14 protein-coding genes are annotated in these 13,971 nt (G+C 57.8%); 8 read left to right on the forward strand and 6 right to left on the reverse strand.

What is annotated here, in order from left to right; all coding sequences use genetic code 11:
• Window positions 1-99 precede the first annotated feature (99 nt).
• Window positions 100-309, forward strand: coding sequence for a DUF2892 domain-containing protein (locus tag XMD517_RS14885; RefSeq protein ID WP_173485338.1), 210 nt, complete (start codon window positions 100-102; stop codon window positions 307-309).
• A 25-nt stretch (window positions 310-334) separates the two neighbouring features.
• Here the strand turns inward: XMD517_RS14885 and XMD517_RS14890 are convergent, their stop codons facing one another.
• From XMD517_RS14890 to XMD517_RS14900, 3 genes are all read right to left on the reverse strand, one after another.
• Window positions 335-1,090 carry a FadR/GntR family transcriptional regulator gene (locus XMD517_RS14890; RefSeq protein WP_173485339.1) on the reverse strand — a complete coding sequence of 252 codons (756 nt, stop codon included), beginning with the start codon at window positions 1,088-1,090 and terminating at the stop codon, window positions 335-337.
• A gap of 129 nt (window positions 1,091-1,219) precedes the next feature.
• Window positions 1,220-1,870, reverse strand: a complete 651-nt coding sequence (locus XMD517_RS14895) for an OmpA family protein (RefSeq protein WP_173485340.1) — start codon at window positions 1,868-1,870, stop codon at window positions 1,220-1,222.
• Between the two features lie 154 nt (window positions 1,871-2,024).
• Window positions 2,025-2,921 (reverse strand): bifunctional helix-turn-helix domain-containing protein/methylated-DNA--[protein]-cysteine S-methyltransferase, encoded by an 897-nt coding sequence (locus XMD517_RS14900; RefSeq protein WP_173485341.1) that lies wholly within the window; start codon window positions 2,919-2,921, stop codon window positions 2,025-2,027.
• A 154-nt stretch (window positions 2,922-3,075) separates the two neighbouring features.
• Between XMD517_RS14900 and nth the strand changes: the two genes are divergently transcribed.
• Both nth and XMD517_RS14910 read left to right on the forward strand, forming a co-directional pair.
• On the forward strand, window positions 3,076-3,732 hold the full coding sequence (gene nth, locus XMD517_RS14905) for an endonuclease III (RefSeq protein WP_254449626.1): 657 nt from the start codon (window positions 3,076-3,078) through the stop codon (window positions 3,730-3,732).
• On the forward strand, window positions 3,729-4,724 hold the full coding sequence (locus XMD517_RS14910; protein WP_173487959.1) for an adenosine kinase: 996 nt from the start codon (window positions 3,729-3,731) through the stop codon (window positions 4,722-4,724). Before nth ends, XMD517_RS14910 begins: the two co-directional genes overlap by 4 nt.
• 293 nt (window positions 4,725-5,017) lie before the next feature.
• Here XMD517_RS14910 and XMD517_RS14915 read toward each other — a convergent pair whose 3' ends face one another.
• On the reverse strand, window positions 5,018-5,434 hold the full coding sequence (locus XMD517_RS14915; RefSeq protein ID WP_173485343.1) for an OsmC family protein: 417 nt from the start codon (window positions 5,432-5,434) through the stop codon (window positions 5,018-5,020).
• Between the two features lie 31 nt (window positions 5,435-5,465).
• Window positions 5,466-6,284 (reverse strand): sulfotransferase family protein, encoded by an 819-nt coding sequence (locus XMD517_RS14920; RefSeq protein ID WP_173485344.1) that lies wholly within the window; start codon window positions 6,282-6,284, stop codon window positions 5,466-5,468.
• A gap of 161 nt (window positions 6,285-6,445) precedes the next feature.
• Between XMD517_RS14920 and XMD517_RS14925 the strand changes: the two genes are divergently transcribed.
• The 5 genes from XMD517_RS14925 to XMD517_RS14945 all read left to right on the forward strand — a co-directional run bounded on the left by XMD517_RS14925 (window position 6,446) and on the right by XMD517_RS14945 (window position 13,122).
• The gene (locus XMD517_RS14925; protein ID WP_173485345.1) at window positions 6,446-8,023 is read left to right on the forward strand and encodes a DUF5928 domain-containing protein; all 1,578 of its coding nucleotides are present in this window, start codon (window positions 6,446-6,448) and stop codon (window positions 8,021-8,023) included.
• A 57-nt stretch (window positions 8,024-8,080) separates the two neighbouring features.
• Complete coding sequence (locus XMD517_RS14930; protein ID WP_173485346.1) at window positions 8,081-8,467, forward strand: HIT domain-containing protein; 387 nt, start codon at window positions 8,081-8,083, stop codon at window positions 8,465-8,467.
• A gap of 278 nt (window positions 8,468-8,745) precedes the next feature.
• Window positions 8,746-8,940 carry a zinc-finger domain-containing protein gene (locus XMD517_RS14935; protein ID WP_173485347.1) on the forward strand — a complete coding sequence of 65 codons (195 nt, stop codon included), beginning with the start codon at window positions 8,746-8,748 and terminating at the stop codon, window positions 8,938-8,940.
• A gap of 99 nt (window positions 8,941-9,039) precedes the next feature.
• On the forward strand, window positions 9,040-11,859 hold the full coding sequence (polA, locus tag XMD517_RS14940; RefSeq protein WP_173485348.1) for a DNA polymerase I: 2,820 nt from the start codon (window positions 9,040-9,042) through the stop codon (window positions 11,857-11,859).
• A gap of 270 nt (window positions 11,860-12,129) precedes the next feature.
• On the forward strand, window positions 12,130-13,122 hold the full coding sequence (locus tag XMD517_RS14945) for a cation diffusion facilitator family transporter (RefSeq protein WP_173485349.1): 993 nt from the start codon (window positions 12,130-12,132) through the stop codon (window positions 13,120-13,122).
• Window positions 13,123-13,254: 132 nt separating this feature from the next.
• On the opposite strand, the gene XMD517_RS14950 is transcribed toward XMD517_RS14945, so the two are convergent.
• Window positions 13,255-13,947, reverse strand: coding sequence for a YafY family protein (locus tag XMD517_RS14950; protein WP_173485350.1), 693 nt, complete (start codon window positions 13,945-13,947; stop codon window positions 13,255-13,257).
• Window positions 13,948-13,971 lie beyond the last annotated feature (24 nt).

Raw genomic sequence — 13,971 nt, forward strand, 5'->3', positions numbered from 1 at the left:
GCTGCAGATCTCTGCAGCCGGGGTGTTCTTTGATGGTTACGGTGATTGACATATTCGCGGTGATGAATATATATCCCCCAAACATCAAGGAGACCGTTCATGAACGCCCAACGCGCCACCATGTCCATTGCCGGACTGTTCATCCTTATCAGCCTGGGGCTTGCCCACCTGTCCGGGCAGGTCAATCTTGGCCAGGTCAGCTGGCTGTGGTTCACCCTTTTCGTCGGGGCCAACCTGTTCCAGTCCGGCCTGTCCGGTTTCTGCCCTCTGACCCGCATTCTGGTGCGTCTGGGATTGCGCGCGGCCTGATCCGATTTGCACAAATGAAGGTGCCCTACTGGGCGCTTTCGTGGCTCAGGCGCTGTTTTGCAATCTCTTCATTGCGTTCCGCACGCCGCATATCCGCATAGCCCTGGGCCACAAAATCAAGATGCGCTTCAATTGCTTCCCGGGCGCGCACCGGGTCGCGGGCCTGCAGGGCATCATTGATGTCCCGGTGCTGGTTCAAAAGGTCGGCACGGGTGTTGTAAAGCTGGATGATAACCTGCCGATTGTAGAATACGCCACGCTTTAGCAGGTCATACATCGCACGCATCACATGCACGATCATCACGTTGTGGCTGGCTTCGACAATGGCGGAATGGAAATTGGCATCCAGATCAGCCCCTTTGCCAGCCGGCGCGTCTTCCATCTTGCGAAAAATGCTGTCAATCACTTCCAGATCGGTGTCTGACGCCAGCCGGGCAGCGCGTTCTGCCGCCATCCCTTCGAGGTCACGCCGAAACGCCAGATAGTCATAAACCGCTTCGTCATGACGCCCCAGCAACCCGGTCAGGGCGGGCGAGAAGGAGCTGTCCAGATCTTCGGAGATGAAAATCCCGGACCCGGCGCGACTTTGCAAAAGCCCCAGCGATTGCAACTCGGCAATGGCTTCGCGCAGGGACGGGCGCGATACCCCCATCCGTTCGGATAAATCGCGCTCCGAGGGCAGCCGCTCGCCAGGACGCAGCACGCCACGCAGGATCAAAAGTTCGATCTGTTCCACAACGGATTTGGACAGCTTTCCGGCATTGATCTTCTGAAACGGCATCTTGATCCTCGTTCTGGGTGGTAAACTATTATGACCACATGAGGCAGAGAGGCTCAAGCATTCAGCGGAAAAGAAAAAGGCCAGACGGGTGTCGTCTGGCCTTTCTCGTGTCAACGGGCGTGTGCCGGATCAGGTATAGGGGCGAATGATGATCTCAACCCGGCGGTTCTGCTGACGCCCCTCGGGGGTCAGGTTCGAGGCCACCGGGCGGCTTTCGCCACGCCCGATCGTGACCACGCGCGAGCTTGGCACGCCATTTTGGAACAGAACCGACGCGACAGAGGCCGCACGGCGTTGCGACAGGGCAAGGTTATAGCCGGCATCGCCCACATTATCGGTGTGCCCGATCACTTCCACCGCCGAGTTCGGATAGTTCAGCAGGTTGCGTGCCAGTGCGCCAAGGTCGCTCCGCAGGCCGGGGTTCACAACGGCACTGTCGGTGGCAAACAGGATGTCCTGCGGCATGGTCACAACCAGGCTTTCCCCGGTGTTCACAATGCGCACCTGATCGTTGCCCATCGAGGCTTCGAGCTCACGTGCTTGTTTGTCCAGCTGCGACCCGATCACGCCACCGACGCCCGCGCCGATGGCGGCACCAAGGGCTGCGCTGCCCAGTTTGTTGTCATCTCCGCTGATCGCGCCGATCAGACCACCGACCATTGCACCGGCCACGGCACCGTCCTTGGTGCGGGGCCCCATCTCGCCGGTGGGCGAGGTACAGGCGGTGATCGACAGGGCACCGATGGTGCCGAGAATCAAAAGGGGTTTGGTTTGGAACATTTCTGCCGCTCCTCAATGCGTTAAACTCATGTCTCTGCTACCATGATGCCCTGTTGTTATCGAATAACAAGGGGGAGAATGCGCGGCAGATTGCCGGTAACGCGTTGGTTTCGTGAAGGTGTCGCCCAGCTATCGTAACGGAAACCAGATCCTGTCAGGCGCTCCGTTTGTTGGAGGGTGCTGCGTGTGTCGTCTGAAATGCGCTCTGGGTTTCCAGCTGAGCTGCCTCTCTGGCAAGAAGGGCGCGTTTGACCGGAAGCCCCCAATGATACCCCCCCAACGCACCGGATTTGCGCAATGCACGGTGACAGGGGATCAGCCAGCTCACCGGGTTGCGGCCAATGGCGGTGCCCACGGCGCGCACGGCGCGGGGATTGCCAATGGCTGTGGCAACTTCCGAATAGGTTGAGACATGCCCTGACGGGATGCGCAGCAGGGCTTCCCATACCTTGATCTGCAAGGGGGATCCGATCAGGTGCAACGGGGTCTTGCCGCGTTCACCGGGGACCATGTCATAGGCGGCGAGCACCCAGGGGCGCAGGAATGCCGGGTCTTCGATGAACGTGGCGTTGGGCCAGCGGGATCTGAGGTCGGCCAGTGCCACTTCGGCGCCGGTTTCTTCGGCAAACCCGATCCCACAGATCCCCTTTTCGGTTCCCATCACCAAAGAGGTCCCGAACGGGCTGTCGAACCAGCCCCAATAGATGGTCAACCCGGTGCCCTTCTTGGCATATTCTCCCGGGCTCATCGCCTCCCACCGCAAAAACAGGTCATGCAACCGCCCCTGTCCGGACAGGCCCACCGAATGGGTGGTGTCCAGCGTGGTGTGCCGGTCCCTGAGCAGGGTTTTGGCGTGGCCAAGTGTCAGGAATTGCTGATAGCGTTTGGGGGAGATGCCCACGAACCGTGAAAACACCCGCTGGAAATGCGCGGGAGAAAGACCCACCCTGCGGGCCAGCTCATCCAGGGACAGGGTGTCCTGGGCGGCATCAATCTCTTGGATGGCCCGCCCGATCAGCTTGTAATGATAGCTTTCTTCCGCCGTGGTCATGGTGTTCTCCTTCCCCTCGAGCATGGCCCAAACCTGCGATGTGCGCGACCCGAATGTTGCGCTTTTGTCTGTCTGGTGAGGGATCGGGGCAAAACACCCCCTGAACCGACCAGCCCCCCTTGTGTCCCAATAAGAGGGCGGGCATATGGATTTCATGACCAGACGTGCTGCCAAACAAATGAGCTACCACGAGATCCGTGAGGTATTTCGTCGGTTTCACGAAGCTGAGCCCGCTCCGAAAGGCGAGCTGGACCACACCAACGCCTATACGCTGGTGGTTGCCGTGGCCCTGTCGGCGCAGGCCACCGATGTTGGTGTGAACAAGGCAACGCGGGATCTGTTCCCGATTGCGGATACACCGCAGAAAATGCTGGAGCTGGGCGAAGAGGGGCTGATCCAACATATCAAGACCATCGGGCTTTACCGCCAGAAGGCCAAGAATGTGATCAAGCTGTCACGCATTCTGGTGGAGGAGTATGGTGGCGAGGTGCCCTCGTCGCGTGCGGCGCTTGAAAGCCTGCCGGGTGTGGGGCGCAAGACCGCCAATGTGGTTTTGAACATGTGGTGGAATGTGCCGACCCAGGCGGTGGATACCCATATCTTTCGTGTCGGAAACCGAACCGGGATCTGCCCGGGCAAGGATGTGGTCGCGGTTGAACGCGCGGTCGAGGACAATATCCCGGCCGAATATCTGCAACATGCGCATCACTGGCTGATCCTGCATGGACGGTATGTCTGCAAGGCGCGCAAACCTGTCTGCGGGAACTGCCTGATCCGCGACATCTGTCTCTTTGAGGAAAAGAATCTATGACAAAGACTTACAAGGTTGTCGGCATCGGCAACGCAATTGTGGATGTGCTGACCACGGCAGATGACTCGTTCCTCGAACTGATGGGGATCGAGAAGGGCATCATGCAGCTGGTTGAAAAAGACCGCGCAGAGGTGCTTTACGGCGCGATGGAGGGCCGCAAGCAAGCGGCTGGTGGATCGGTGGCAAACACGCTTGCGGGGATCGGCAAGCTTGGGCTGAAAACAGGTTTTGTCGGTCGCGTTCATGATGATGCGCTTGGGCATTTCTATGCTGACGCGATGGAGATGGACGGAACGCGTTTTGTGAACCCGCCGGTGCCGGGGGGAGAGCTGCCGACGTCGCGCTCGATGATTTTTGTGTCTCCCGATGGGGAGCGGTCAATGAACACCTATCTGGGGATCTCGGCCGAGCTTGGACCCCAGGATGTGGACCCGGCGGTGGCTTCGGATGCCGAGATCGTGTTCCTTGAAGGATATCTGTTCGATAAGGACAAAGGCAAAGAGGCGTTCATCGCCATGGCGCGGGCCTGCCCTGGGGCAGGGGGCAAAGCGGGGATCGCCATTTCCGATCCGTTCTGCGTGGAACGCCACCGCACCGATTTCCTGATGCTGATCGAGCACGAGCTGGACTATGTGATCGGGAATGAGGATGAGATCAAATCCCTGTTTGAAACCGATGATCTGGAAGAGGCGCTGGCGAAAACCGCTGCGATCTGCCCGCTGGTGGCCTGCACCAGATCGGGTGATGGCGTGACGATTGTGCAAAATGGCGCACGTGTGGATGTGCCGGTGGAAGAGATCACCCCCGTGGACGCAACAGGGGCCGGAGATGGGTTTGCCGCCGGTTTCCTGTATGGGCTTGCCACCGGCGCCGATATCCGGACCTGTGGTGAAATGGGCTGTGTCGTGGCGGGGGAAGTGATCCGCCATATGGGGCCGCGCGCCGACCGAAATCTTCAGGCGCTGCTGCGGGATCAGGGATTGCTTGCGTGAGCAGAGGTTTTGAAAAACTTGTTACCAAGCGCGCCCCTTTGAGGGCGCGTTTTTGTTTGAGTAAGCTTGGGATACTGCGCATTTCGAAGAAAACTAGAAAACTAGAAAACTAGAAAACTAGAAAACTAGAAAACTAGAAAACTAGTTTTCTGGTTTTGTCTGAGTAAAGGCGCAATGTGGGTGCCGCCATGCAAGTCCATAGCAGCACGAAAATCTTACGGCGCTCGTTGAGGCTCAAAAAAGAAAAGGCCCCGCAGAAATGCGGAGCCTGAAAGAGGTCTGACCAAGGCGGGTCACTCTGTATCCACAACCTCAAAATCATGGGTGACGTCAGCCGTGGCGGCCATCATGGCGGAGGCTGAGCAATATTTGTCGACCGAGAGTGAAATTGCCCGTTCGACCTTATCTGCCCCGACACCGCGCCCTTTCACGACGAAATGCAGGTGGATTTTGGTGAACACCTTGGGGTCCGTTTCCGCGCGCTCAGCATCCACCTCTACCTGAACATCCTCGATCTTCTGACGGGATTTTTCGAGGATCGACACCACGTCATAGGCCGAGCACCCTGCCGTTCCGATCAGCAGAAGCTCCATCGGGCTGGGACCGGGCGTGCCGCCCTCTCCATGGCTTGTGCCCAGAACGATATTGTGACCCGTGCCGGATGTGCCGACAAAAGTCCGGGCTTCCGCCCAAGTTACGCGCGCTTTCATGTCTCTCTCACTTTGTTGTTGATGCGGCTGGTCAGTCGCCCAGCTTTGCATGAACCTCGTCCAGGTCGATCTCACCGATTGGCATCTTGTTGCCCGGGTTCTCGAAGTCATATTTGAACAGGTTGAAGTCCCGTTTGTAGATTTCATAGACCAGATGCATGGACAGGTCGTCGAAATAATCCTCAACCGGGTGGGCGCGTTTCGGCCCGTGCCCTTCGCTTTCGTTAAAGCGCGGAATTGCGTTCAGATCCACCTTGTGCAGCGTGTCGATACTGTCGAGCACCTGCTGCATCCCGTCATTGAACTGTTCGGTCCAGAAGATCTTGTCATATGTGCCACCATTCAGGATGAAGGTGGACACATGGCCCGACATTGCGGACCAGTGAATGTCCGGATCCATCGGTCGTTTCCAGCGGATCGTGTCGCGCGCAAACAGAAGAAAGCGGCGAAAGCTCTTGATCTGGTCGAAATCAAACGCGTCATCCGGGCTGCCCACCTCGATCCCGTATTTCTGAATAAGCATCGGAACCAGATTTCCGCGGTAGCGTTTGCCATTGCGCTGGATGCCGCAAATCTTGTCAAAGAAGCTGGACAGGATGCGGGTATAGGGGTTTCGAACGCAGGTGAAGGCATAGCTGTTATGGGCCTTCACGTTGTTGATGATCAACTGTTGCGAATGCTCTTGCGACCACTTGTGCAGGCGATCCTTGCTGTCGTGAATGTCGCCGTCAAAAAATTCGCCATGGTCAGAATAGAACATGATCTGACCAATGGTCGAGCAGGCGCATTTGGGCACCACGCGGTAGACCACGCTTTCACTTTCCGTCATCCAGGTGCCGGGAAATCCCATCTAACGCAGCCTCCTTGCCAAATACTTGTGATCGAAACGTCTGTCACGAAATGCAGTTATCACCACTTAGAGGAAAAAAAGCAAAGAAACTCTGTTTATTCAATGGTTCTTCACGTTATTTATGGCAACAATGTCGCTGAAACTGAGGGATTATTTGGTAAATGGCAAAGATTGCCTTCATCTTGTTGTGTCACAAAGACCCTGATGCGATCATCAACCAGGCAACGCGGCTGACAGCTGCGGGCGATTGCATGGCGATTCACTTTGATGCCCGCGCAAAACCCGCACATTTTCAAAAAATATACGACGCCCTGAAAGACAATCCCAACGTCACCTTTGCCCGCAAGAGGATCAAATGCGGCTGGGGGGGCTGGTCTTTGGTGCAGGCCACGCTTCATGCCGTTGAAGCTGCGGTCGAAGCGTTCCCTCGTGCCACCCATTTCTACATGGTGTCCGGCGACTGCATGGCGATCAAATCCGCAGAATATGCCCATGCTTTTCTGGATCGCGAAGATGTCGATTACATTGAAAGCTTCGATTATTTCGCCAGCGACTGGATCAAGACTGGAATGAAGGAAGAGCGGCTGATCTACCGCCATTATTTCAATGAACGCACGCAGAAGTTCTTGTTTTACACAAGCTACAACTTGCAAAAACGTCTGGGCCTGACACGTGAAATCCCACATGACATCCAGGTGCAGATTGGCAGCCAGTGGTGGTGTCTGCGCCGCCGGACGATCGAATGGATCCTCGATTTTACCCGCAAGCGCAAAGACGTGATGCGATTCTTCCGCTCAACCTGGATTCCGGACGAAACCTTCTTCCAGACGCTGGTGCGCCATATCGTGCCTGGCCAGGAAATCCGCAGCCGCACCCTGACATTTTTGATGTTTACCGACTATGGGATGCCGGTCACGTTTTATAACGACCACTATGATCTTCTTCTGTCGCAGGACTTCCTGTTTGCGCGGAAAATCAGCCCCGAGGCCCATGTGCTCAAACGTCGTCTCGGTGACCTGTTTGCTGCCGAAGGGGTTGAGTTTCAGATTTCAAATGAAGGGCGCTCCCTGTTCAAGTTCCTGACCGGGCGCGGGCGGGTCGGGCAACGGTTTGCCCCGCGTTTCTGGGAACAGGAAGCCACCTTGGGGCGCGAACGTGAACTGTTGATCGTGGTGGCGAAGAAATGGCATGTGGGCAAGCGGGTGGCCCATCGGATCAAACAGGTCACCAATATCCCGACAATTGATTACCTGTTCGATGAAGAAAGCTGCCCGATGCCGGATCTTGGTGGCATCCAGACCCGGCTTGGAAAACGGACCCGGCATCGCAGGGCGTTGATGCGGATGCTGTTTGACTATTACGAAACAGAGCGGCTGGTGGTCTGTATGGATCCCAATAACATGGATCTGCTGCGGGACTTCTTTTCAGATCGCTCGCAGACCAAGCTGCTGGAAGTGGAATGCAATTTCACCAATGACTACCTGCTTGGTCACGCCATGCGGGTTGGGCTGGCCGGCGAAAACACGCCGCGCGAAACCATTGACAGGCTGTTGCCCACCATCCGGTCGGACGTGATGAATGAAAGCGATGAAATCCGTGACGCGGCTTTTGAAGGCTACTTCCGCTTCAGCGAGTTTGCCTCCTCTGAAACCAATACACGCGCCCTTGCAGATTTCCTCTCCATCCCGGACAGTCACGCAAGGGAAATTGCCGAAACGGATCACCTCTTTTCGGACTGATCCCCCTCGGATTGACACCACAAGGCGAATAGCCAGAGAAAAGAAGCGGAGCGCCCCATGGCCTATATCTATGATGACCAGAATATCTTTGCCAAGATCCTGCGCGGTGAAATCCCCAATGACACCGTGCTGGACACGGAACATGCGCTGGCCTTTCGGGACATCACGCCGCAGGCACCGGTCCATGTGCTGGTGATCCCCAAAGGGCCCTATGTGAACGCAGACCACTTTGCCAATGACGCCACTGACGAAGAGGTTCTGGGCTATATCCGCACCATCGGAGCCGTCTGCAAAATGCTCGATCTTGCCCCCGGAGATCAACAGGACGGGTATCGCACCATCGCCAATTCCGGCGCGCATGGGGTGCAGGAAGTGCCGCATTATCACACCCATATCCTCGGCGGCCGACCGCTGGGCCGAATGCTTGGTCGCGTAGAGGGCTGATCTCATTTTCTGGGCATAAATATCCCGGGGTGAGCGGTGAAACCGCGGGGGGCAGCGCCCCCAGGCTCAAACCGCAGGTTTGAGCCACCCTTAAAACGTTTCGGTGTGTCGTGCGTTTTGAGAGTGTGCTGTGTTTCAACCAAACCTCGAAACGCTTTTGTGAAACCGACCCCGCAGGGGCGGCTTTTCGACCGAAGAGCGGCCAATCCAAGCGCTTCCCTCTTGCCGCCGCGCCGATCATCACTATCATGCCCACAACGCATTACATGAGGTGAGCCATGAGCCAATCCGCACCGGAAACCAAACTTGTTGACAGCTACAAACTGGCCTGTGATGGCGGTGAGGGCGCGCTGGGCCATCCGCGCGTCTATTTGCAGATCCCCAATGAACATGGCTGGGTCGAATGCCCCTATTGCGATTGCAAATTCGTGCATAAGGACCATGCCGACAAGACGGATGACCAAGCGGCGTAAATCCTCGCTCATCTGACAGTTTTTCGGCTGCGGGCAGGCGCTTCGCAGCCGTTTTTGCCTTTGGGATCACGCCGGGGCCACAGGAATGAAGGACGCAACATGACCAGTGACACCGCCGCGCTCGACCAAGGTTTCGGCAAGGGCTGCCACCTGCATCTGGTGGATGGGTCCGCCTTCATCTTCCGCGCCTATCACGCGCTGCCCCCACTCACCCGCAAATCCGACGGGTTGCCGATTGGCGCCGTGTCCGGCTTTTGCAATATGCTGCTCAAGTTCATTGAAGATCAGACCGGTCCGGATGCCCCCACCCATGTGGCGGTAATCTTTGACCATTCCGGCAAGAGCTTTCGCAACAAGATCTATCCGGCTTACAAGGCCAACCGCCCGCCCGCACCCGAAGATCTTGTGCCGCAATTCCCGCTGACCCGTGACGCCACCCGCGCCTTTAATATCGCCTGTATCGAGGTCGAAGGGTTCGAAGCTGACGATATCATCGCAACACTTGCGCGCCGCGCTGATGCGGCGGGCGGGCGCGTCACGATCCTGTCTTCCGACAAGGACCTGATGCAGCTGGTCGGCGGTGGGGTCGAAATGCTTGACCCGATGAAGAACAAGCGTATCGGCGTGGAAGGTGTGGAAGAGAAATTCGGCGTCGGTCCTGATCGAGTGGTCGATGTGCAGGCGCTGGCAGGTGACAGCGTGGACAACGTACCCGGTGCACCGGGGATTGGCATCAAGACGGCGGCGCTTTTGATCAATGAATTTGGCGACCTCGACAGCTTGCTCGCCCGGGCCGAAGAGATCAAACAGCCCAAACGACGACAGACCCTGATTGAAAAGGCGGATCAGATCCGCCTCTCTCGCGAGTTGGTCAAACTGGATGATCAGATGGACTTGGATCTGGATCTCGCCACGCTCGAGATGCAGGATCCGGAGCCGGAAACATTGCTGTCATTCCTTGCGGATATGGAATTTCGCACCCTTACCAATCGCATCGCCACCCGTCTGGGAGTAGACGCGCCCGAGATCCGACAGCCTGAAACCGTGCCCGGCCTTTCCGCGCCTGAAGCCCCCGCAATCAACCCAGAGGCCTATGAATGGGTCCGGGACGGCGCCGCGCTGGCCCGTTGGGTAGAGGGGATCCGCGCCCGCGGTTACGTGGCCATCGACACCGAAACCACCGGTTTGGACGAGATGCTTGTGGATCTTGTGGGGATCTCGCTTTGTGTGGAACCGGGCACCGCCTGCTATATCCCGCTGACTCACAAGACCAGCCAGTCCGATGATCTTTTTGGGGGGGATGAGCTGGCAGAAGGGCAGATGGCGCTGGACGAGGCGCTGGCGATCCTGAAACCGGTGCTCGAAGATCCGGCCATCCTCAAAATTGGCCAGAACATGAAATATGATGCCAAGATCTTTGCCCGGAACGGGGTGATGGTGGCGCCGATTGATGACACGATGCTGATGTCATATGCCCAGAATGCGGGGCTGCATAATCACGGCATGGACATTTTGTCCGAACGCTATCTCGATCATAAACCGATCTCGATCAAAACCCTGCTGGGCACCGGCAAATCCGCGATCACATTTGACCGGGTGCCGGTCGAGGAGGCGGTGAAATATGCTGCCGAAGATGCCGATATCACCTTGCGCCTGTGGCAGCTGTTGAAACCGCGCCTGCACAGCGCAGGGGTGACGCGCGTCTATGAACGGCTCGAACGCCCGCTGGTGCCGGTTCTGGCCGAGATGGAAATGACCGGGATCAAGGTGGACCGCGATGTGCTTTCGCGCATGTCCAACGCCTTTGCGCAGAAAATGGCCGGTTATGAGGCCGAGCTGCACGAGATTGCAGGACGCGCATTTAACGTGCAAAGCCCTGCACAGGTGGGTGAAATCCTGTTTGGGGAAATGGAACTGCCCGGGGGCAAGAAAACCAAGACAGGGCAATGGTCAACCCCGGCGGATGTGCTGGAAGATCTCGCCGCTGAGCATGAATTTGCCGCGCGCGTTCTGGATTATCGCCAGTTGCAAAAGCTCAAATCCACCTATACCGATGCGCTTCAGGACCATATCCACCCGGAGACAGGGCGGGTGCATACCTCGTATCTGCAAACCGGGGCCAATACGGGCCGCATGGCGTCAAAAGACCCGAACCTGCAAAACATCCCGGTGCGCTCAGAAGAGGGCCGCCGCATCCGTGAGGCCTTTGTGGCCCCGGAAGGGAAAAAACTGATCAGCCTGGACTATAGCCAGATCGAACTGCGCATTCTCGCCCATATGGCTGGAATTGATGCGTTGAAACAGGCATTCCGTGATGGGCAGGATATTCACGCCATGACCGCGTCGGAAATGTTTGATGTGCCGCTGGATCAGATGACGCCAGAGATTCGCCGCCAGGCCAAGGCGATCAACTTCGGTGTGATCTACGGCATCTCCGGCTTTGGTCTCGCCCGCAACCTGCGCATCCCCCGCGCAGATGCACAGGGCTTTATCGACCGCTATTTCGAACGCTTCCCGGGCATTCGCAAATATATGGATGAAACCGTGGCCTTCGCAAAGGAACATAAGCGGGTCGAAACCCTGTTTGGGCGCCAGATCCACACACCGGAAATTGGTGCAAAAGGCCCGCAGGCGGGTTTTGCAAAACGCGCGGCGATCAACGCCCCCATTCAGGGCACCGCTGCGGATATTATTCGCCGTGCCATGATCCGCATGCCGGATGCCATCAAAGGGCTGCCTGCCAAGATGCTGCTACAGGTCCATGATGAGCTTATCTTCGAAGTGGATGAAGCCGCCGTGGAGGACGTGATCGGCGTTGTGCGCAACGTGATGGAGGGGGCGTCGGAACCCGCCATCAAGCTTGACCTGCCGCTTGTTGTTGACGCGGGCGTTGGTATGAACTGGGCCGAAGCGCATTAAGCCCCCTTTCCTGCGCTCCCCCCGAGAATAGCTCCCCCGACGCGTCTTTTTCTTGCCTGAAATACCTCGGGGTGAGCCTCGAAGAGGCGAGGGGCAGCGCCCCTTTCCCGCATCACATCCGTCTGCTTGGAAAAATGCAAAGACCTGCAAAAAGCCCCTTGAACCTCTAGTTGCTAGAGCAATTAAGTAGTGAGGTGAAACAGAAATCCGGGTGTTGCTCCGCAGCTGACCAGCCCCGGCCTGTGCTCACAATCAGCGAAGGGTGACCCGATGCCTCATGACCACAATCACACTCATACCCACCAAACTGGGCATAAACACGGGCATGGCGGGGGGCACGGGCATCATCACCACCATATTGACCCGGAGGCCGGGGACCTGAGGGTTGGCCTCGCCGTTGCGGTAAACGTGCTGTTGACCGTGGCTCAGATCATCGGCGGTGTCCTGTCCGGCTCTGTCGCTCTGATTGCGGATGCGATCCACAACCTGTCAGATGCAGCGTCACTGGCGATTGCCTTTTTTGCCCGAAAAATTGCGCGCCGCCCTACCGATGCCCAGATGACTTTTGGATATAAGCGGGTTGAACTGGTCGCTGCCCTGATCAACCTGACCACATTGGTGGTGATCGGGATTTACCTGGCCTACGAAGGGATCATGCGGTTTTTTGAACCGCCCGAGGTGGCCGGGTGGCTGGTGATTATCGTGGCCGGTGTGGCGCTGGTGGTGGATGTGATCACCGCGTTGCTGACCTGGAGCATGGCCAAGGACAGCGCCAATATCCGCGCAGCCTTTCTGCATAACGTGGCAGATGCGCTGGGCTCGGTGGCGGTGATTGTGGTGGGGGGTCTGATTGTCGCCTTTGACTGGTATCTCGCCGATCCGATCGCCACGCTGGGGATCGCGGCCTATATCATCTGGATGGGGTTGGGGGAGCTGAGGGGCGTGGCGCGTATCCTGATGCTCGGCGCCCCTCCGGGGCTGGATGTGGAAGAGGTGATCCGTGCCATGGAAACGGTGGAGGGGGTGGAGGAAGTCCACCATGTTCACCTGTGGCAGATCAGTGAAGAGGTGACCTCGCTTGAAGCGCATGTTGTTGTCACGCCCACCAACTGGTCTGATGCAAATGCGGTGAAAACCGCCCTCAAAACCACCCTGAACAACCGGTTCGGAATTGGTCATGTCACGCTGGACATGGAAGCACCGGGGGATGTCTGCGTGGCGCCGCGGCGGATTGGTGGCACCCGCCAAAGCGTTTCGGGTTAACCCAGGCAACATGATTGGCTCGAAATGCGCACAATTTGATGCCGCCTGCCGCGGTTCGGTTTCCCCCTGCCCGGGGCGCTGACACGCAATGGAATGCATGGGGGGGCGGGCTGATCCAGGGCAGGTGTGAAGTCAGGTTTCGCAGGCCTCTGCCTGCATGCGGGCATAGAAGGCGGAGAGGGACTTCTCGCGTTCTTCGCGAAACACCTCTCCGGTGGTGAAACCTTCAATGCGATCCACGCGAAACATGCGAAAATCCGAGCGCAATTCACACCATCCCACCACGCACCAGCCGGTTTGCCACAGCCACAGGCCCAGCGGACGAATGGTGCGGGTGGTCTGGCAACCGTCGCCATCGGCATAGGTCAGATGCAGGCGTCTGCGCGCGCCGACGGCGGCCTCGATCTGATCGATGAAATGACGATCCCGGTCCGATGGTGTCAGGGTGGGGCCGGCATGTACTTCCACCCGGTCTGCCGCCGCCGACAGCGCTTCGGGCAGCACCGCGCGGATTTTTCCGCGTGCGTCACGGGCTGATCTTGCCATTGCGGCCCCGCCCATGCGTTCGATCATCGAGATCCCGGCGATGACCGCCATCACCTCGTCACGGGTGAACATCAGCGGAGGAATGTCATAGCCCGCACGCATCACGTATCCGACCCCGGCTTCGCCCTCGATCGGCACGCCAGAGCCGATCAGATCGGCAATATCGCGATAGATCGTCCGAGGGGAGACCTCAAGTTCGGAGGCAAGATCTGCAGCCCGCGTCAGACGGCCACCCCGCAGCAACTGGACAATCTGGAACAGGCGATCAGCGCGGCGCATCTTTCTGTTCCTCCTGACATTTGC

It is taken from the genome of Aliiroseovarius sp. xm-d-517, from assembly GCF_013283135.1.
GTDB lineage: Bacteria > Pseudomonadota > Alphaproteobacteria > Rhodobacterales > Rhodobacteraceae > Aliiroseovarius > Aliiroseovarius crassostreae.